The following is a 17,872-nucleotide window of genomic DNA, read 5'->3' on the forward strand; positions in this document are numbered from 1 at the left end:
GCCCCCGCGCGCGTCGACCGCCTGATGGCCCTCATCGCCCGCCTCGGCTCGGTCGCTCTCCTCGTCGTGATCTGGTGGCTCGCGAGCCGCACCACCGACCCCCGCACCCTGCCGTCGCCGGAGGCGGTGGCGGCGTTCGTGGGGCGGGAGGCGGCCTCGGGCGACCTCCTGCGCAACATCGGCATCACGCTCTGGCGGGTCGCGGCCTCGTTCTGCCTCGCCATGGCGACGGGGGCTTTGCTCGGCATCGCGCTCGGCCGCTCGCGGGCCGCCGACCGGCTCCTCGACACGCCGCTCCTCGTGCTGCTCAACACCCCGGCCCTGGTCATCACCGTGCTGGCCTACATCTGGCTCGGCCTGACCGAGACCGCGGCGATCCTGGCGGTGGCGCTGAACAAGATGCCGAACGTGGCGGTGATCCTGCGCGAGGGCGCCCGCGGGCTCGACCCGGGCCTGGAAGAGATGGCGCAGGCCTTCCGCTACGACCGCCGCACCTGGATCCGCCACGTGCTCCTGCCCCAGCTCGTGCCCTTCGCGGTGGCGGCGGCGCGCTCCGGGATCTCGCTCGCCTGGAAGATCGTGCTGGTGGTCGAGCTGCTCGGCCGTCCGAACGGCGTCGGCTACGCCATCTCGTACTACTTCCAGCTCTTCGACGTCGCGGCGCTGATCGGCTACAGTCTCGTGTTCAGCGCCGTGATGCTGGCGGTCGACGTCCTGCTGCTCCAGCCCCTCGACGCCCATGCCCGCCGCTGGCGATAAAACCTCCGCCGCTGGCGCCGACCTCCGCCGCGAGGCGGCCGCCCCGATCCTCACCCTGGCAATCCGCCGCAAGGTCTACCGCCCGGACAGGTCCGAGCCGGTCGAGGCGGTGCGCGACCTCGGCCTCACGGTCCGGGCGGCCGAGACCCTGTGCCTGATCGGCCCGTCGGGGGCGGGCAAGACCACGACCCTGCGCATCCTGCTCGGCCTCGACCGCGACTTCGAGGGAAGCCTCGCCACCCGCCCGGACTTGCGCATCGGCATGGTGTTCCAGGAGCCGCGGCTCCTGCCCTGGCGGACCGTCGAGGAGAACGTGCGCCTGTCCCTGCCGCGAGCCGAGCGCGGGCAGCCCCTCGACGCGCTGTTCGAGGAACTGGGTCTCACGGCCTGGCGCGGGCGCTATCCCCGGGCTTTGTCGCTCGGCATGGCCCGCCGGGTCGCGCTCGCCCGGGCGCTGGCGCTCGCCCCCGGCCTCCTCGTCCTCGACGAGCCCTTCGTCTCCCTCGACGACGCGGCGGCAGCCGGTCTGCGCGCCGCGGTGTTCGGCAGCGCGGCCTCGCGCGGCGCGGCGGTGCTGATGGTGACCCACAACGTGCCCGAGGCCCTGGCGGTGGCCGACCGGCTGCTGCTCCTCTCCGGCCGGCCGGCGAGCCTGGTGGCGGAGGTGCCGATCCGGACGCCGAAGGAAGAGCGCGACCGGGACTGGATCGAGGCGATGCGGCGGGACCTCGCGGCGCGCTACCCGAAGACGGTGGCGGAGGGGTGAGCCGGAGCGGGCGGGGGTTGCGCCGGGATCGCTCCTCGCACGCCGCCCCGCCTGCTACAGCCTCGGACAAACCATAACCGAGTCGAGGAAACGCCCGTGCCGACCCGCCCGCTGCCCGCCGACGGCCTCGATTCCGCCGCCGCCTGGCGCCGCCTCGTCGTCTCCGTGCTGCTGACCACCATCGGGGGCGTCGGCATGTGGTCGGTGGTGGTGGTGCTGCCCGCCGTGCAGGCGGAGTTCGGCGCCGCCCGCGGGGCCGCCGCCTTGCCCTACACCCTCACCATGGTCGGCTTCGCCTTCGGCGGCGTGCTGATGGGGCGGCTCGCCGACCGGTTCGGCATCCTGGCGCCGCTGGTGCTCGGCGGCCTCTGCCTGTTCCTCGGCTACGGCGCCACCGCGCTCTCGACGAGCCTGTGGCAGTTCGCGCTCGCGCACGGGATCCTGATCGGGCTGCTCGGCTCCTCCGCCGCCTTCGGGCCCCTGATGGCCGACATCTCGCTGTGGTTCGCCCGCCGGCGCGGCATCGCGGTCTCGGTCTGCGCCGCGGGCAACTACCTCGCCGGCACCCTGTGGCCGCCGCTGGTCCAGCACGCGGTCTCGGCCTGGGGCTGGCGCGCCACGCAAGCCGGTATCGGCCTGTTCTGCCTCGCCACCATGCTGCCGCTGGCGCTGCTGATGCGCGCCCGCCCGCCGGCCGCGACCGTCGATCGGGGCGAGGCGGCGGGGGGCGGCACCCTCGGCCTGCCGCCGACCATGCTCCAGGGCCTGCTCGTGGTGGCGGGGCTGGCCTGCTGCGTCGCCATGTCGATGCCGCAGGTCCACATCGTCGCCTATTGCGGCGATCTCGGCTACGGCGTCGCCCGCGGCGCCGAGATGCTGTCCCTGATGCTGGGCTTCGGCATCGTCAGCCGGGTCGCCTCCGGCTTCCTCGCCGACCGGATCGGCGGGCTGCCGACGCTCCTCGTCGGCTCGGTGCTCCAGGGCGTGGCGCTCCTCCTCTACCTCGCCTTCGACGGGCTGACCTCGCTCTACGTGATCTCGGCCCTGTTCGGCCTGTTCCAGGGCGGCATCGTGCCGGCCTACGCGATCATCGTGCGCGAGCTGTTTCCGGCGAGCGAGGCCGGCGGCCGGGTCGGCATCGTCATCATGGCGACCCTGTTCGGCATGGCGCTCGGCGGCTGGCTGTCGGGCGTGATCTTCGACCTCACCGGCTCCTACGCGGCGGCCTTCGCCAACGGGGTCGGCTGGAACCTGCTCAACGTCGCCATCAGCCTGTGGCTGGTGCAGCGCCGGGCCGGGCAGGGGCGGGCGCTGCCGGCCTGACGGCGGATCGGGCCCAAGGGCCGAGCCAAGCCCAAGACCGGGCACAGTGGAAGCCCGGCTCGTCTGGCCGACGCTGCGGCAGGAACCCGCCGGCACTTCGTCCGTTTGCAGTACGTCGCAGTCATGGTGAAACAGGATACCAATCGAGAGCCGGTTCGGTACGGCCACTCCGGCAGTTCGCCGCCGTGGTGCGGAATGTCACCGCGGCGTCGCGCCCGCGTGTTTACCGTTTTCGCAACGGACACGCTTGTCCGACGCAACTCTTCGGGCGCTCGCGACTTATCCATGGCAAGAGAGAGCGGTCCAGAGCCATTTCGCCGGACGTTGCCGCTCGGCATTCAACCGATGGGATCACCGACCATGCGTGCGCGTCCCTGCGCCCGACTGCCCCTGTTCGCCCGCCTGGCGGTCGTCCTGGCCGCCCTGGCCACGGCCGGCGCCCCGCTCTGCGCGAGCGCCGCCCCCGCGGTCGACAAGGCGCCGAAGGCCGGAGCGGGCGCCACCCGCGACGTCGCCGCCACCGCGAGCGTCACCGCCCCCGCCGCGGAGGCCGACGACGCCCAGTGCTCGACCTCGCGCAAGAAGCTCTTCGTCGACGGGGAAGGCTGGATCGTGCGGCGGGTGACGACCTGCCGGTGATCGACCGGCATGGACGAGGTGTGGGGCCCGTCTCGATTGAGGCGGGCCTTTGTCGTTCGGGATCAGTGCCGGGTCTTCGTCCGATTTCCGCGACGGAGGTGATACCTTCCGGGTCAGCCCGGGGCCGCGCGGCGGAGCCCGGAATCAGAGCCGCCGAGTGTTCAGGACGAGGCGGAACGCGATCCGCCTCCTTCTTCGACGTCGGCGGTCATGGATCCCGGGTTCTCGTCTTCGACGAGCCCCGGGATGACGGCAAGTAGGGAAACAGCGTCGGCTCGAACAAGAAAAGGCGCCCGCAGCCTCAAGCCGCGGGCGCCTTCTTATCACACCATCCTCATCGTCAATGCGCGGCGGTATCCCGCTCGTCGAAGATGTCCCGGTCCTTGGTCTCGGGCACGAGGAGCAGGCCGAGCACGAAGGTCATCAGCGCGATGACGATCGGGTACCAGAGGCCGTAATAGATGTCGCCGGTCTGGGCCACCATCGCGAAGGCGGTGGCGGGCAAGAGGCCGCCGAACCAGCCGTTGCCGATATGGTAGGGCAGGGACATCGAGGTGTAGCGGATCCGGGTCGGGAACAGCTCGACCAGGGCCGCGGCGATCGGGCCGTAGACCATCGTGACGAAGAGCACGAGGACGAAGAGCAGCCCGATCACCCCGGCGACCTGCGGCCGGAAGATGTCGAACGGGTTCGACATCTTCACCACCTGGGCATCGCCCGCCTTCGGGTAGCCCGCCGCCTGGAGCGCCGAGGCCGCCGCCTTGTTGAACTCCGCCGCCGGCGCACCCGCCGCGAACGGGACCTCGGTGCCGTTGATCCGCACGACCGTCGGCTGGCCGGCTGGACCGGCCTCGGTGGCGTAGCGCACCGAGGACTTGGCGAGGTAGTCGCGGGCGAGGTCGCAGGGGGCCGAGAACACCCGTGTGCCGACGGGGTTGAACAGGCTGCCGCACTGGGCCGGATCGGCCACCACGGTCACCTTGACGGTCTCGATCGCCTTCTCGAGGGCCGGGTTCGCCAGCGTGGTGATCTGCTTGAACACCGGGAAGAAGCTGAGCGCCGCGATCAGGCAGCCGGCCAGGATGATCGGCTTGCGGCCGATCTTGTCCGAGAGCCAGCCGAACACCACGAAGAAGCCGGTGCCGAGGAGCAGCGCCCAGGCGATCAGGAGGTTGGCCGTGTAGCCGTCGACCTTCAGGATCGATTGCAGGAAGAACAGGGCGTAGAACTGGCCCGTGTACCAGACCACGCCCTGGCCGGCGACGAGGCCGAGCAGCGCGATCAGCGCGATCTTGGCGTTGCGCCACTGGCCGAAGGCCTCGGTGAGGGGGGCCTTCGAGGTCTTGCCCTCCTCCTTCATGCGCTGGAAGGCCGGCGACTCGCTGAGCTGGAGGCGGATCCAGAGCGAGATGCCGAGCAGCAGCACCGAGACCAGGAACGGGATGCGCCAGCCCCATTCGGCGAAGGCGGCCTCGCCGGTGAAGGTCCGCACCGCCAGGATCACCACCAGCGACAGGAACAGGCCCAGCGTCGCCGTGGTCTGGATCCAGCTGGTGTAGAAGCCGCGCCGGCCCTGCGGCGCGTGCTCGGCGACATAGGTCGCGGCGCCGCCGTACTCGCCGCCGAGCGCGAGCCCTTGCGCGAGGCGTAAGGCGATCAGGATGATCGGCGCCGCGATGCCGATCTGCGCGGCGTTGGGCAGGATGCCGACGATGAAGGTCGACAGGCCCATGATCAGGATGGTGACCAGGAAGGTGTACTTGCGCCCGACGATGTCGCCGACGCGCCCGAACACCAGGGCGCCGAACGGCCGCACCAGGAAGCCCGCCGCGAAGGCGAGCAGCGCGAAGATGTCCCGGGTCGCCGGCGGGTAGGACGAGAAGAACTGCGCGCCGATGATGCCGGCGAGCGAGCCGTAGAGGTAGAAGTCGTACCACTCGAACACGGTGCCGAGGGAGGAGGCCAGGATGACCTTCTTCTCCTCCCGCGTCATCGGGCGCGCGGCATCGCCGGCGGACCCGAGGGCGGCTGAGCTTGCCATGGGGTGTTCCTCCTTGGGGGCGTTTCCGTCGTGAACGGCACGCGCCGCCCGCGCGAATCTTCGCCGCGTCGGGGTCGTCGCGCTGGGGGTGAACCGGGTGCCGGGCAGCGCCTTTACGCGGGGCGGGGGATTGGGACCGCCCGCTCGCACGTGTTCCGCCGCCGACACCAATCGTTAAGCCAGCCGTGCCGTCCGGCCCATCCGACAATTCGTCGTGAGACTTAGGTCGTGAGACTTCCGTCGGGGGCTCGGAGGTCGCCCGCATGCGGAGAGCCGGGAGCGGAGCGTTGCCGTTCCTCGACACCGCAGGGGAAGCGTGTCACGCTGGCCGCGATGATATGGTCCATGGATGCAATCCGCCAGATCCGGGCTCGGGCGCAGCAGGAACTCGCTGCGTCTCTCGCCGACATACCCGGGGGCCGTGATGTCCTCGATTAGTTCGATGGTCCCCCCGAGTTTGGGGGACGCCGAGATCGTCAGTCTGCATCTCGACCGCCGCGGCCCGGGTACGCTCCGCATCGCGCTCGATCAGTGCGGCAAGAGCGCGATCTTCGTGTTCGACCTGTCCGCCTGGATCGACGCGGACCTGCGCGGCTTCAGTCATCAGAACGTGATCAGCAGCCTGACGCTTCGTCGCGCGGAAGAGCGCGAGGTGCAGCTGTGGGAACTCGGCGTCGGGTGTCGTCCGGGGGAATGGACGATCGAACTCGGACCCTGCTTCGGCGCCTACGGCACGATCCGCGCCGACATCGCGCGGATCGTCATCGAGCAGGCACCGGATGCCTGAGATCGCGGGCATCGCCGTGGGCCTCCGCATCGTCGGGGATACGCTCGATCCGGACGAGATCACGCGGCGGCTGGGCGTCGAACCGACCGGCTGTGCCCGCAAGGGCGACACGCGTCACACGGCATCAGGAAGAGAGGTCATCGCCTGATCGGGAACCTGGCTGCTCAGAACCGGTGCCTCCGGTGATCTCAACACCCAGATCGCCGCGCTCCTCGCCGAACTTCCGGACGATCCATCGCTTTGGGCCGATCTCTCTCACCGCTACCGATGCGACATATTCTGCGGTTTGTTCATGGATGACATCAACGAAGGAACAGAGCTTCAGCCCAAATTGCTATCAGCGCTCGGCGGGCGTGGCCTGCGACTCAGCCTCGATATCTACGGCTGTTCCGACTGATCAAAGTTTCACTCCGGGCTTGAATGGACCCTACGCGTGGTCAAGCCGACGACGTCACGGCCCTCCGCACTCTGCCACGGCTGGCGCGGCTCCCGCACGGGAACGAGGATGGCACCCCGGCATTGACCCCAAGCCGAGTGCCGGGAGCCGGGAAGACACACCATGCGTCGCGACCTGATCGTCCTCACCCTCGCCGCCACCCTGGTGGGCGCCGGCGCCGAGGCGCAGCCGCTGCGCGGCCCCGGGACCCCGGGACAGGGCGGGCGGGCGCATCTCGCGCCGGCCCACCAGGGCCGCGCCGCCATCTACGACGTGCGCGGGCGTCACGGCCGGGGCGGGGCGCTCATCGGCCGGGATTTTCGGGGCCGCCGGTTCGCCGCCTATGGCGGCACCACCTTCGCGGGGCCGCTGGGCGTCTACGGGACGAACGGCGTGCTGGAGCCCGGCCTCGTCGCCGAACCGTACTTCAAGCTGCCGCGCCCGAGCGAGCTCGTGCCCTCCGCCTGGGGCGAGGGCACCTACGGCATCCCGACCGTGTCGGGCATCCCGCCCCAGCCGAAGGCCGATCCGGTGCTCTACGTCATCAACGGCGGCGAGCGTCAGGTCGGCGGCGCCCGGGTGATCTCGGTTCAAGCGCCGCGGCGGTAGAACGCAGGAACAGGCGCGGCGCGACCCGGCAAGCGCGACCGCGGACGCTCGCCTGACCGGCCGCGATTTGTTATGCCATCCGGGTGAGACCGACCTCAGCCCCCGCCCCGGCGCCGCAGAGCCGGAAGGCCGCCCGCCGGAGCGCCGCCGGCCCCCGCTGCCCCGGGCGGCCGGCCGCATGAGCGGCCCGGTGAGGCTGCGCGACGTCGCCGATCCGGCCGAGGCTGCCGACGAGGCGGCGGCCTTGCGCCGGGAGGTCGCCTCCTTACGCCGGGCGCTCGCCGAGCGCGACGCGTTCCTGGCCGGCGTCGCGCACGAATTGCGCAACCCGATGACCCCGATACTCGGCCAGGTCGAGCGCCTGCTCGGCGCCGCCCAGCGCGAGGCGCCGGAGGGCAGGGTGGCGCAGGGGCTGGCGCAGCTGCGCTGGCTCGTCGAGCGCTACGTCCGCCGGGCCACCACCCTCCTCGACGTGTCCCGGGCCCAGACCGGGCAGCTCGCGCTGCTCGCCGCCCCCGTGCCCCTCGCCGAGGTGGTGCAGGAGGTGGTGGCGGCCCTGACCCCGATGGCGGCCCATGCCGGCAGCGCGATCGCGGTCGCGGTACCGGAGGACCTCGTGCTCTCCTGCGAGCGCCTCGCCCTCGACCAGATCCTCGACAACCTCGTCACCAACGCGATCAAGTACGGCGACGGCAGCGCGATCACGGTCTCGGGCCTCCGGGACGGGGCCGTGGCGCGGATCCGGGTGAGCGACCGGGGCATCGGCATCGCGCAAGGGGACCAGGCCCGCATCTTCGAGCGCTTCGAGCGGGCGGTGGGCGACCCCGCGGCGGCCCCGACCGGGTTCGGGGTCGGCCTGTGGCTGGTGCGCCGCCTCGCCGAGGCGATGGGCGGCGGCGTCGCCCTCGACAGCCGCCCTGGCGAAGGCGCGACCTTCACGGTAACGCTTCCCCTCCACGTGTAGACGAGCGCGGCGGCTGCGAGCGCCGCGCGAATGTCCGGCGAGAGAGCACAGGATGACCGGGGTGGGACCCAGCATGGAACAGGCCGGTGCCTACGGAGAGCTGGAGCGGGTTCCGACGGGAATCGCCGGCCTCGACGACATCCTCGGCGGCGGGCTGTTTCGCGGCGGCGTCTACATCGTCCAGGGCACGCCGGGCGCGGGCAAGACCATCTTCGGCAACCAGGCCTGCTACACGCATGCGGGCGCCTCGCCCGCCCTGTCGTCTTCGGGCGCCTCGCCCGCCCTCTCGTCGTCGGGCGCCTCGCCCGCCCTGTCACCTTCGGGCGCCCCGCCCGAGCACCGGGCGCTCTACGTCACGCTGCTGGCCGAGAGCCATGCCCGGATGCTCGGCCACATCGCGCCGCTCGGCTTCTTCCGGGCCGGGCTGATCCCCGACCGGATCACGTACCTGAGCGCCTTCCGTACCCTGCAGGACGAGGGGCTCGCCGGCCTCCTGACCCTGCTGCGCCGCGAGATGGCCGCCCGCGAGGCGAGCCTCCTCGTCCTCGACGGGCTGGTGGCGGCGGAGGAGACCGCGGCCTCGACCCTCGAGTTCAAGACCTTCATCCACGAATTGCAGACCCAGGCCGCCGCGACCGGCGCCACCGCCCTCCTCCTCACCAGCGCCTCGGCCGGGGCCGACCTGGTGGCGGCCGAGCACACGATGGTCGACGGCCTCATCGTCCTGTCGAGCCGGCTCACCGGGTGGCGGGCCGAGCGCGAGCTGGAGGTGCGCAAGTTCCGCGGCAGCGGCTTCCTGCGCGGGCGCCACGCCTTCCGCATCACCGATGACGGGATCCGGGTGTTTCCGCGCATCGAGGCGCGGTTGCGGCTGCCGAGCCGGCGCGACCACGTCGAGGGCGCGGCCCTCACCACCGGCTCGCCCGCCCTCGACGCGATGCTGGGCGGCGGCCTGCCGCACGCTTCCACCACCCTGGTCGGCGGCCCGGCCGGCATCGGCAAGACGACGCTCGGCCTGCAGTTCCTCGGCGCCGACCAAGGGGCGCCGGGCCTGCTCTGCGGCTTCTACGAGAGCGAGGCGGCGCTCCGCGCCAAGGCCAGGGCGCTGGACCTGCCGGTCGCCGACCTGATCGAGGCCGGCCGGGTCGGGGTGCTGTGGCAGCCCGCCACCGAGGGGCTGATCGACGAGATCTGCACCGATCTCCTCGGCACCATACGGAACCGCGGGGTCCGGCGCGTGTTCATCGACGGTCTGGACGCGATGTGCCGGATCGCAGGGGATCAGGACCGGATCGTCCGCATCTTCGCCGCTCTCACGGCCGAGATGAGGGCCCTGGGCGTGACGGCGATGTACACCCGAGAAACAGACCTGCGCGGCACCTTCCTCGACGCCCCCTCCGGCGCGCCCTCCCTGCGGCAGGCCTCCAGCGTCGCCGAGAACGTGGTGCTGATGCGCTCCTGCGTCCTGCGCTCGGGTGTCCACCGCCTGATCGCGGTCGCCAAGGCCCGGGACGCCCGGATCGATCCCCGCCTGCGCGTCTTCGACATCCGGCCGGGCGGTCTGGCGATCGACGATCGCCCCGAGCGGGCCGAGGCGATCCTGGCCGACCGGGACGCCGCGGGACGCGGCGGGGAATAGGCCGGTGGCGACGGTGCTCATCGTGGACGACGAGTTCGGCATCGCCGAATTGCTGGACGCCGTCCTCTCCGACGACGGCCACACGGTGGTCACCGCCGCCAACGGACGGCAGGGCCTCGCCCGCGTCGCGGCCGGCCGGCCCGACCTGATCTTCCTCGACTTCATGATGCCGGTGATGGACGGGCCGGCGATGCTGGCCGCCCTCACGGCCGATCCGGAGACGCGCGGGATCCCGGTCGTGCTGATGAGCTCGATGCCGGAGGACACCGTGCGGGAGCGCGCCGCCGGCCACGTCGCCTTCCTGCGAAAACCCTTCCGGCTCAGGCAGGTGCACGACCTCGTGGCGCGGCTGCTCAAAGATAGTTGACCGAGTCAAATATCTCGGCGATCCTGCTGCCCTTGGACGGGAGCCGGCGCCGATGATGCACGCAGACGAGATCGATGCCGCGGCGGTCGCGGCGGTGCGGGCCTTCGGCCGGTTCTACACCCGGCAGATCGGCCTCCTGGAGGAGGGGCTGCACCGCAGCGCCTTCTCGCTCACCGAGGCGCGGGTGCTCTACGAGCTCGCCCATCGCGATGGCCTGACCGCCTCGGTCCTCGGGCGGGACCTCGGCCTCGATGCCGGCTATCTCAGCCGCCTGCTCAAGCGCTTCGAGGAGCAGGGCCTCGTGACCCGCCGGAGCGCGGCGGGCGACGGGCGGCGCCAGGTCCTCGCCCTGACGCCGGAGGGGCAGGCCGCCTTCGCGCCGCTGGACGAGGCCTCGCGGGCGGAGGTCGAGGCACTGCTGGCCCGGCTCCCGGCCGCCGACCGGACGGCCCTCGTCGGCGCGATGGCGCGGGTGCGCCGCCTGCTCGGGGATCCGTCGGAGGGCCTCGAGGCGGGCGCGACCCTGCGCGGCCTGCGGCCCGGCGACATCGGCTGGATCGCCCACCGCCAGGGCGTGCTCTACGCCCGGGACTACGGCTTCGACCTCACCTTCGAGGCCCTGGTGGCCGAGATCCTGGCCGGGTTCGTGCACGACTTCGATCCGGGCCGGGCCGGGGCCTGGATCGCCGAGCAGGCGGGCGAGGTGGTCGGCAGCGTCTTCCTGGCGCCCGCCTCGGACACGGTGGGGAAGCTGCGCCTGCTCTACGTCGAACCGGCCGCCCGCGGCCAGGGCCTGGGCCGGCGCCTCACGGCGTCCTGCGTCGACGGCGCCCGCGCGCGGGGCTACCGGCAGCTGACCCTCTGGACCAACGACGTGCTGGCTGCGGCGAGACGGATCTACGCCGAAGCGGGCTTCCGCCTGATCGAGAGCGCCCCGCACCGCTCGTTCGGGCAGGATCTGGTCGGGGAGACCTGGATGCTGGACCTGTGAGGCAGGGGCCTCATACGATTTCCGATTGATCGCTCGGCGATTGCTGCGCAATCGCTGTCGCGATGCGGAAATCGGCCTCGCTCACGCGCCGCGCGGGCTGGTGAGACGATTTCCGAACTGATCCGTCCGCAAATCGTCTCACACCTTCTCCAGCCCCATCTCCAGGAAGCCGAGCGCGTCCTCGACGGCGCAGCGCCGGACCTCGGAGCGGCCGAGATCGCCGTAGCGGCGCTCGATGTGCCGGGTCGCCCGGCCGGCGGCGACGAGGCCGAAATGGACGAGGCCGACGGGCTTGGCCGCCGTGGCGCCGCCCGGGCCCGCGATGCCCGTGATGGCGAGCGCCACGTCGGCGCGGGAATGGGCGAGCGCCCCTTCGGCCATCGCCCGGGCCACCGGCTCGCTCACCGCGCCGTGGGCCGAGATCAGGTTGAAGTCGACGCCGAGGATCTCGGCCTTCGCCTCGTTCGAGTAGGTGACGAAGCCGCGCTCCACCACCAGGGAGGAGCCCGCCACCTCGGTGAGCAGCGCGGCGACGAGGCCGCCGGTGCAGGATTCGGCGGTGACGAGGCGGGCCTGGCGCACGCGATAGGCGGCGATCAGCACGCTCGCGCGGGTGACGAGGGCGGCATCGAACATCAGGACCGCGCCTCCGGCAGGCGGATGGTCGCCGCAGCCTGGGCGGCGAGGCCCTCGGCCCGGCCGACGAAGCCGAGCTTCTCCGTCGTGGTCGCCTTGATCGAGACCGCCGAGAGCGGCACCCCGGCGATCTCGGCGATCCGGCTGCGGATCGCCTCGCGATGGGCGCCGATGCGCGGCGCCTCGGCCAGCACCGTGATGTCGAGGTGGTCGATCACCCCGCCGCGCTCGGCAACCCGGCGCACCGCGTCGGCGAGGAACTGGTCGGAGGAGGCGCCGCGCCAGCGCGGGTCGCTCGGCGGGAAGTGGACGCCGATATCGCCGTCGGCGAGCGCGCCCAGGATCGCGTCGGTGAGCGCGTGCAGCACCACGTCGCCGTCCGAATGGGCGAGCACGCCGCGGTCGGCCGGGATGCGCACGCCGCCGAGCCACACGTGGTCGCCCTCCGTGAAGGCGTGCACGTCGAAACCGGTGCCGAGGCGGGTCAGAAGGGTCATGGCATCATCCTGGGCGGCCGGGCTGGATCCCGGCGAGAAGGCGCGGTCGGCCTCGACAAGGTCGGCGGCCTGGGTGATCTTGCGGTTGCGCAGGTCTCCGGGGAAGACCGCCACCGGCAGGCCGGCCCATTCGGCGAGCGCGCCGTCGTCGGTGAAGCCGTCATGCCCCTCCGCTGCGGCCCGGCCATGCGCCTCGGCGAGCAGCGCGAAGCGGAACGCCTGCGGGGTCTGCACCGCGCGCAGCTCCTCGCGCTTCGGGGTCTCGCGCACCCTTCCGTCCGGCTCGACCACCTTGATCGTGTCGCTCACCGGCACGCCCGGCACGGCGGCGCCGTGGCCGTCCGCCGCCGCGATCGCCCGGTCGATCAGCGCCTCGTCGACGAAGGGGCGGGCGGCGTCGTGCACCAGCACCAGGTCGGGCGCACCCTCTCGCGCCAGCGCCTCGAGCCCGGCCCGGACCGAGGCCTGCCGCGTCGCGCCGCCCTCGACCGGCCGGGCGAGCTTGTCCCGCGCCGCCTGGTCGAGGTCGCCGAGGCACTCGTCGTAGAAGGCCGCGGCATCGGCGGCGATCACCACCTGGATCCGCGTGATGCCCGGATGGGCAGCCAGGGCCGCCAGGGTCCGGGTCAGGACCGCCTGGCCGCCGACGCGGCGATACTGCTTGGGCGTGTCGCCGCCGACGCGGATGCCGCGCCCCGCGGCGACGACCACCGCGGCGATCTGGGAAAGTGTCAAAATGGTCGCTCCCGGAATGTCCGCTCCTTAGCGGCGGCGGTCCCGCGAGGCAAATGCACCAGGGGAAGGGCGGTGCCGCGCGGGAAGGAGAGGAGGGCGGGGGCGGTGGGGCCTGTCGGTCCCTGCCACCGTGTTGTCGCGGTCCGGGGTTGCATAGGGCGCATGCCGAGGCGGCCATCCAAGATCTTCCCAAGACAAGGAAGCCGCGGGATCCCCTGCCCGTGTCGGAGAGGGGTAGGGGCGATCGGAGATCGCGCAGGGTGGCGTGCTTCCGTGTGAAGCTCTGAACGTGGTGCTGGCAGCTGAACGGTCGGAGTCCCGTCCGGCACCGTCTCCACCCTGACCCCTCACCCCGCTCCCACACGGGAGAGGGGGACGCGATAGACTTTGAAATATCGTTTGGATACGCAACGAATTTATACAATTCAATGACGTGCGACGCGCTCCAAGGCGGGAAAAGCCGACGGCCTGCGCCTCGTCGCGGCCCGGGCCAGCCTCCATCCCGCAGCGCAGCAAAGCCCGCGCCCTCACCGCTTCCATTCCGCCGCGATGCCCCGTTATCCTCCCAAAAGAGCCCGAGCCGCCGCGGAACGCCACCGCACCGGGCCGACCGGCCCGAACAGGGTCACTTCACCAGCCAATTCGCGGGCAATTCGGGGATCGAAGCCCGAACGCGCTTGCGTATGAGCGGGTTTTGGCTATTTGCTGTGCACAATGACGACTGACCATTATTTGAGCGACGGGGCGCCGGGGGCCGGGCCGGCAGCGCTGCCAGAAGGACGGATGTCCGCCGGGCCTTCGCGGTTGCGCGGGGCGCTGCTCGCGCGCGGGGCGCTGCTCGCGCCCCTGTCCGGCGTCACCGACCTGCACATGCGCCGCATCGCCCGCCGGCTCGGGGCCACCGCGACCGTGTCCGAGATGGTGGCGGCGGAGGATTTCGCCCGCGGCACCGAGGAGGCGCGCCTGCGGGCCGAGGGCGAGGGCGTGCTGCCCCACGTGGTGCAGCTCGCCGGCTGCGACCCGCGCTGGATGGCGGAGGGCGCGCGCCTCGCCGAGGCCAACGGCGCCGACGTGATCGACGTCAACATGGGCTGCCCGGCCAAGGCCGTGACCGGCGGCCAGGCCGGTTCTGCCCTGATGCGCGACCTCGACCATGCCGAGCGCCTGCTCGCCGCGGTGCGCGAGGCGGTCTCGGTGCCGGTCACCGTCAAGATGCGGCTGGGCTGGGACGATGCCACCCGCAACGCCCCCGACCTGGCGCGCCGCGCCGAACGGCTCGGCTACGCCGCCGTCACGGTGCACGGCCGCACCCGGCAGCAATTCTACACCGGCCGCGCCGACTGGGCGGCGATCCGGGCGGTGCGCGACGCGGTGGCGATCCCGCTCGTCGCCAACGGCGACGTCACGAGCCTCGACGACGCCCGGGCCTGCCTGCGCGAATCCGGCGCCGACGCCGTGATGATCGGGCGGGCGGCGGTCGGGCGGCCCTGGCTCGTCGCCGCAATCGCGGCGGGGCTGGCCGGAGAGGCCTTCGCGGAGCCCGATGCCGCCGCGCGGGCGGAGCTCGCCGCCGAGCATTACGAGGGACTCATCGCCCTCTACGGCGCCCGGATGGGCGTGCGCCACGCCCGCAAGCATCTGGCGGCCTATGCCGACCAGGCTGGCGGGTTGTCCGCCCCCGAGCGGACCCGGCTTCTCACCACCACCGACCCGGCCGAGGCCGCGCGGCTGCTGCGGCGCGCCTTCGAGGCGCCGGCCGCACGGCCCGCATCGCGGGCCGCACGGTCTGCGCAGCAGGCCGCATGAGGATGAGCGATGCGCCCGCACCCCCTGCCGCCCGCAGCCGGAAAACGTCGCCCATGAGCGCCCCGACGAGCGAGATGATCATCAACGCCCTGCCGCTGCCCGTCCTGACCATCGGCCCGGACGAGCGCATCCTCCAGGTCAACATGGCGGCGGAGCACTTCTTCGACTATTCGCGCCGGATGATGCAGCGCCAGCGCCTGCGCGACATCATCCCGTTCTCCTCGCCGATCATCGCGCTGGTCAACGAGGTGCGCCGGCGCCGGGCCAGCGTCAGCGAGTACCGGGTCGAGCTCGCCTCGCCGCGCACCGGCATCGAGCGCAGCGTCGACGTGTTCGCGACCCATCTCGACGACGACCTCGTGGTGCTGATGCTCCAGGAGCGCACCATCGCCGACAAGATGAACCGCCAGCTCACCCACCGGGGCGCCGCCCGCTCGATGGTGGCCTTGGGCGCGATGCTCGCCCACGAGATCAAGAACCCGCTCGCCGGCATCCGCGGCGCGGCCCAGCTTCTCGAGCAATCGGCGGCCGAGGACGACCGCCTCCTGACCCGGCTGATCTGCGACGAATCCGACCGGATCGTGCGCATCGTCGAGCGGATGGAATTGTTCGGCGACGAGCGCCCGGTCGAGCGGGGCCCGGTCAACGTCCACGGCGTCCTCGACCAGGTGAAGCGCTCGGCCCAGTCGGGCTTCGCCCGCCACATCCGCTTCGTCGAGAACTACGACCCCTCGCTGCCACCGGTGCTCGGCAACCGCGACCAGCTGATCCAGGTCATCCTGAACCTCGTCAAGAACGCCGCCGAGGCGATCGGCGCCGACGCGGTCGACGGCGAGATCATCCTCTCGACCGCCTTCCGCACCGGCTTGCGCCTCCAGGTGCCGGGCTCGCGCGAGCGGGTCAGCCTGCCGATCGAGGTCGCGGTGCGCGACAACGGCCCGGGCGTCTCGGCCGAGCTACTGCCGGACCTGTTCGACCCCTTCGTCACCACCAAGGCGCAAGGCTCGGGCCTCGGCCTCGCGCTGGTCGCCAAGATCGTCGGCGACCATGGCGGCATCGTCGAGTGCGACCCCGCCCCCCGCCGCACCACCTTCCGCGTCCTCCTGCCGATGTCGCATTCCCGCGACGGGCGCGAATCCTCCGCCGAGACCGAGTGAGCGCCATGCCGAACGGACACATCATCGTGGCGGACGACGACGCCGCCATCCGCACCGTGCTCAACCAGGCGCTGTCGCGCGCCGGCTACGAGGTCCGCTCGACCGGCAACGCCGCCACCCTGTGGCGCTGGGTGGCGCAGGGGGAGGGCGACCTCGTCATCACCGACGTGGTGATGCCCGACGAGAACGCCTTCGACCTCCTGCCGCGCATCAAGCGGGTGCGGCCGGACCTGCCGATCATCGTGATGAGCGCGCAGAACACCTTCATGACGGCGATCCGCGCCTCGGAGCGCGGGGCCTACGAGTATCTCCCGAAACCCTTCGACCTGAAGGAACTGACCGCGATCGTCGGCCGCGCCCTGTCGCGCCCGCGCGGGAGCGCGGCGCCGGGTGCTCCGCCCGAGAACGAGGACATCCCGCTCGTCGGCCGCTCGCCGGCGATGCAGGAGATCTACCGCTCGCTCGCCCGCCTGATGCCGACCGACCTCACGGTGATGATCACGGGCGAGTCCGGCACCGGCAAGGAGCTGGTGGCCCGCGCGCTGCACGATTACGGCCGGCGCCGCTCGGGGCCGTTCGTGCCGGTCAACATGGCGGCGATTCCCCGGGATCTCATCGAATCCGAGCTGTTCGGCCACGAGAAGGGCGCCTTTACCGGCGCCACCGCCCGCTCCGCCGGCCGCTTCGAGCAGGCCGAGGGCGGCACGCTCTTCCTCGACGAGATCGGCGACATGCCGATGGAGGCCCAGACCCGGCTGCTCCGCGTCCTCCAGCAGGGCGAGTACACCACCGTCGGCGGCCGGGTGCCGATCAAGACCAACGTCCGCATCATCGCGGCGACCAACAAGGATCTCCGGGTCTCGATCCAGCAGGGGATCTTTCGCGAGGACCTGTTCTTCCGCCTCAACGTCGTGCCGTTGCGCCTGCCGGCCCTGCGCGAGCGCTCCGAGGACGTGCCGGACCTGGTGCGGCACTTCTTCGTCCTGGTCGAGCGCGAGGGCCTGACGCGCAAGCAGCTCGACGGCGACGCGATGGAGAAGCTCAAGCGCTACCGCTGGCCCGGCAACGTGCGCGAGCTCGAGAACCTGGTGCGGCGCCTCGCGGCGCTCTACCCGCAGGAGACGATCACCGGGCCGGTGATCGAGGCCGAGCTCGACACCCTGCCGCTCTCCGCCCCCGCGCAGGGCGGAAACGGCCGCAAGGGCGGGAACGAGGCGGAAGGGCTGTCGGCGGCGGTGGAGCGGCACCTGTCGGAGTACTTTTCCGGCTACCGCGATACCCTGCCGCCGCCCGGCCTCTATCACCGCATCCTGCGCGAGATCGAGGGGCCGCTGATCGGCGCGGCGCTCGCGGCGACCCGCGGCAACCAGATCCGCGCCGCCGAGTTGCTGGGAGTGAACCGCAATACCCTGCGCAAGAAGGTCCGCGACCTCGACCTCCAGGTGTTCCGCACCCCGCGCTGAGCTTTTCGCCCCCCCGCCGAGCGTCGCCCCTCGGCGCCGGGACGGGCTCAGCCCGTGGACAACGGCCCCGTCCCGACGCGGCATTCCGACGCATTCGGTCGCCGTGTCCCCCATGCAAGGGTGCGGATTGGGATAATCCGGCAAGTCCGGGTGGCGGAGAGGCCGGCTTGGCTCGCTTTTGGCCTCGCGCGCGCCGTGCCCTCCCATCTCCCGAAATGCCAGGAGACCGCACCGACCCGGCATCGACGAGCGTAGGG

General features: G+C 72.0%; 16 protein-coding genes and 1 pseudogene. 14 read left to right on the forward strand and 3 right to left on the reverse strand.

Features of this window, described 5'->3' with window-relative positions; translation table 11 throughout:
• Window positions 1–24 precede the first annotated feature (24 nt).
• The 4 genes from DK412_RS25245 (at window position 25) to DK412_RS25260 (ending at window position 3,487) form a co-directional block, all read left to right on the forward strand.
• The gene (locus DK412_RS25245; protein WP_109974206.1) at window positions 25–759 is read left to right on the forward strand and encodes an ABC transporter permease subunit; all 735 of its coding nucleotides are present in this window, start codon (window positions 25–27) and stop codon (window positions 757–759) included.
• Complete coding sequence (locus DK412_RS25250; RefSeq protein WP_109974207.1) at window positions 740–1,525, forward strand: ATP-binding cassette domain-containing protein; 786 nt, start codon at window positions 740–742, stop codon at window positions 1,523–1,525. The genes DK412_RS25245 and DK412_RS25250 overlap by 20 nt, the downstream gene beginning before the upstream one ends.
• A 96-nt stretch (window positions 1,526–1,621) precedes the next feature.
• Window positions 1,622–2,848 carry an MFS transporter gene (locus tag DK412_RS25255; protein ID WP_109974208.1) on the forward strand — a complete coding sequence of 409 codons (1,227 nt, stop codon included), beginning with the start codon at window positions 1,622–1,624 and terminating at the stop codon, window positions 2,846–2,848.
• 360 nt (window positions 2,849–3,208) lie between these two features.
• Window positions 3,209–3,487, forward strand: coding sequence for a hypothetical protein (locus DK412_RS25260; protein WP_109974209.1), 279 nt, complete (start codon window positions 3,209–3,211; stop codon window positions 3,485–3,487).
• A 340-nt stretch (window positions 3,488–3,827) separates the two neighbouring features.
• Here DK412_RS25260 and DK412_RS25265 read toward each other — a convergent pair whose 3' ends face one another.
• On the reverse strand, window positions 3,828–5,480 hold the full coding sequence (locus tag DK412_RS25265) for an MFS transporter (RefSeq protein WP_109975485.1): 1,653 nt from the start codon (window positions 5,478–5,480) through the stop codon (window positions 3,828–3,830).
• 490 nt (window positions 5,481–5,970) lie between these two features.
• On the opposite strand from DK412_RS25265, the gene DK412_RS25270 reads away from it, so the two are divergent.
• The 7 genes and pseudogenes from DK412_RS25270 (at window position 5,971) to DK412_RS25305 (ending at window position 11,321) form a co-directional block, all read left to right on the forward strand.
• The gene (locus tag DK412_RS25270; protein ID WP_162596298.1) at window positions 5,971–6,315 is read left to right on the forward strand and encodes a hypothetical protein; all 345 of its coding nucleotides are present in this window, start codon (window positions 5,971–5,973) and stop codon (window positions 6,313–6,315) included.
• Window positions 6,308–6,712 (forward strand): annotated as a pseudogene (locus tag DK412_RS31590) (DUF4279 domain-containing protein). Before DK412_RS25270 ends, DK412_RS31590 begins: the two are co-directional and overlap by 8 nt.
• Before the next feature lie 162 nt (window positions 6,713–6,874).
• Window positions 6,875–7,360 carry a hypothetical protein gene (locus tag DK412_RS25285; RefSeq protein WP_109974213.1) on the forward strand — a complete coding sequence of 162 codons (486 nt, stop codon included), beginning with the start codon at window positions 6,875–6,877 and terminating at the stop codon, window positions 7,358–7,360.
• A 178-nt stretch (window positions 7,361–7,538) separates the two neighbouring features.
• The gene (locus DK412_RS25290) at window positions 7,539–8,324 is read left to right on the forward strand and encodes a HAMP domain-containing sensor histidine kinase (protein WP_109974214.1); all 786 of its coding nucleotides are present in this window, start codon (window positions 7,539–7,541) and stop codon (window positions 8,322–8,324) included.
• Window positions 8,325–8,397: 73 nt separating this feature from the next.
• Window positions 8,398–9,963, forward strand: coding sequence for an ATPase domain-containing protein (locus DK412_RS25295; RefSeq protein ID WP_245447271.1), 1,566 nt, complete (start codon window positions 8,398–8,400; stop codon window positions 9,961–9,963).
• A gap of 4 nt (window positions 9,964–9,967) precedes the next feature.
• The gene (locus DK412_RS25300; protein ID WP_109974216.1) at window positions 9,968–10,330 is read left to right on the forward strand and encodes a response regulator; all 363 of its coding nucleotides are present in this window, start codon (window positions 9,968–9,970) and stop codon (window positions 10,328–10,330) included.
• Window positions 10,331–10,382: 52 nt separating this feature from the next.
• Complete coding sequence (locus tag DK412_RS25305) at window positions 10,383–11,321, forward strand: bifunctional helix-turn-helix transcriptional regulator/GNAT family N-acetyltransferase (RefSeq protein ID WP_109974217.1); 939 nt, start codon at window positions 10,383–10,385, stop codon at window positions 11,319–11,321.
• Window positions 11,322–11,459: 138 nt separating this feature from the next.
• On the opposite strand, the gene DK412_RS25310 is transcribed toward DK412_RS25305, so the two are convergent.
• Window positions 11,460–11,960, reverse strand: coding sequence for a CinA family protein (locus DK412_RS25310; RefSeq protein ID WP_109975486.1), 501 nt, complete (start codon window positions 11,958–11,960; stop codon window positions 11,460–11,462).
• A complete protein-coding gene (locus tag DK412_RS25315; RefSeq protein WP_109975487.1) occupies window positions 11,957–13,174 on the reverse strand; it encodes a bifunctional 2-C-methyl-D-erythritol 4-phosphate cytidylyltransferase/2-C-methyl-D-erythritol 2,4-cyclodiphosphate synthase in 1,218 nt (405 codons plus the stop codon). Before DK412_RS25315 ends, DK412_RS25310 begins: the two co-directional genes overlap by 4 nt.
• 798 nt (window positions 13,175–13,972) lie before the next feature.
• Between DK412_RS25315 and dusB the strand changes: the two genes are divergently transcribed.
• Genes dusB through ntrC form a run of 3 tightly spaced genes read left to right on the forward strand, consistent with a single transcriptional unit; the run spans window position 13,973 to window position 17,615 of the window.
• Entirely contained in the window at window positions 13,973–14,995 is a 1,023-nt protein-coding gene (dusB, locus tag DK412_RS25320; RefSeq protein WP_109974218.1) for a tRNA dihydrouridine synthase DusB, read from the forward strand.
• Window positions 14,996–15,048: 53 nt separating this feature from the next.
• Window positions 15,049–16,152, forward strand: coding sequence for an ATP-binding protein (locus tag DK412_RS25325; RefSeq protein WP_093564971.1), 1,104 nt, complete (start codon window positions 15,049–15,051; stop codon window positions 16,150–16,152).
• Window positions 16,153–16,157: 5 nt separating this feature from the next.
• Entirely contained in the window at window positions 16,158–17,615 is a 1,458-nt protein-coding gene (gene ntrC, locus DK412_RS25330; protein WP_093564972.1) for a nitrogen regulation protein NR(I), read from the forward strand.
• Window positions 17,616–17,872 lie beyond the last annotated feature (257 nt).

The organism is Methylobacterium sp. 17Sr1-1, from assembly GCF_003173775.1.
GTDB lineage: Bacteria > Pseudomonadota > Alphaproteobacteria > Rhizobiales > Beijerinckiaceae > Methylobacterium.

Coding starts and splice junctions, on each gene's coding strand:
- DK412_RS25270 (WP_162596298.1), top strand. CDS start 5,971: ATGGTCCCCCCGAGTTTGGGGGACGCCGAGATCGTCAGTCTGCATCTC.
- DK412_RS25260 (WP_109974209.1), top strand. CDS start 3,209: ATGCGTGCGCGTCCCTGCGCCCGACTGCCCCTGTTCGCCCGCCTGGCG.
- DK412_RS25295 (WP_245447271.1), top strand. CDS start 8,398: ATGGAACAGGCCGGTGCCTACGGAGAGCTGGAGCGGGTTCCGACGGGA.
- dusB (WP_109974218.1), top strand. CDS start 13,973: ATGTCCGCCGGGCCTTCGCGGTTGCGCGGGGCGCTGCTCGCGCGCGGG.
- DK412_RS25285 (WP_109974213.1), top strand. CDS start 6,875: ATGCGTCGCGACCTGATCGTCCTCACCCTCGCCGCCACCCTGGTGGGC.
- DK412_RS25290 (WP_109974214.1), top strand. CDS start 7,539: ATGAGCGGCCCGGTGAGGCTGCGCGACGTCGCCGATCCGGCCGAGGCT.
- DK412_RS25265 (WP_109975485.1), bottom strand. CDS start 5,480: ATGACGCGGGAGGAGAAGAAGGTCATCCTGGCCTCCTCCCTCGGCACC.
- ntrC (WP_093564972.1), top strand. CDS start 16,158: ATGCCGAACGGACACATCATCGTGGCGGACGACGACGCCGCCATCCGC.
- DK412_RS25250 (WP_109974207.1), top strand. CDS start 740: ATGCCCGCCGCTGGCGATAAAACCTCCGCCGCTGGCGCCGACCTCCGC.
- DK412_RS25305 (WP_109974217.1), top strand. CDS start 10,383: ATGATGCACGCAGACGAGATCGATGCCGCGGCGGTCGCGGCGGTGCGG.
- DK412_RS25245 (WP_109974206.1), top strand. CDS start 25: ATGGCCCTCATCGCCCGCCTCGGCTCGGTCGCTCTCCTCGTCGTGATC.
- DK412_RS25325 (WP_093564971.1), top strand. CDS start 15,049: ATGAGCGCCCCGACGAGCGAGATGATCATCAACGCCCTGCCGCTGCCC.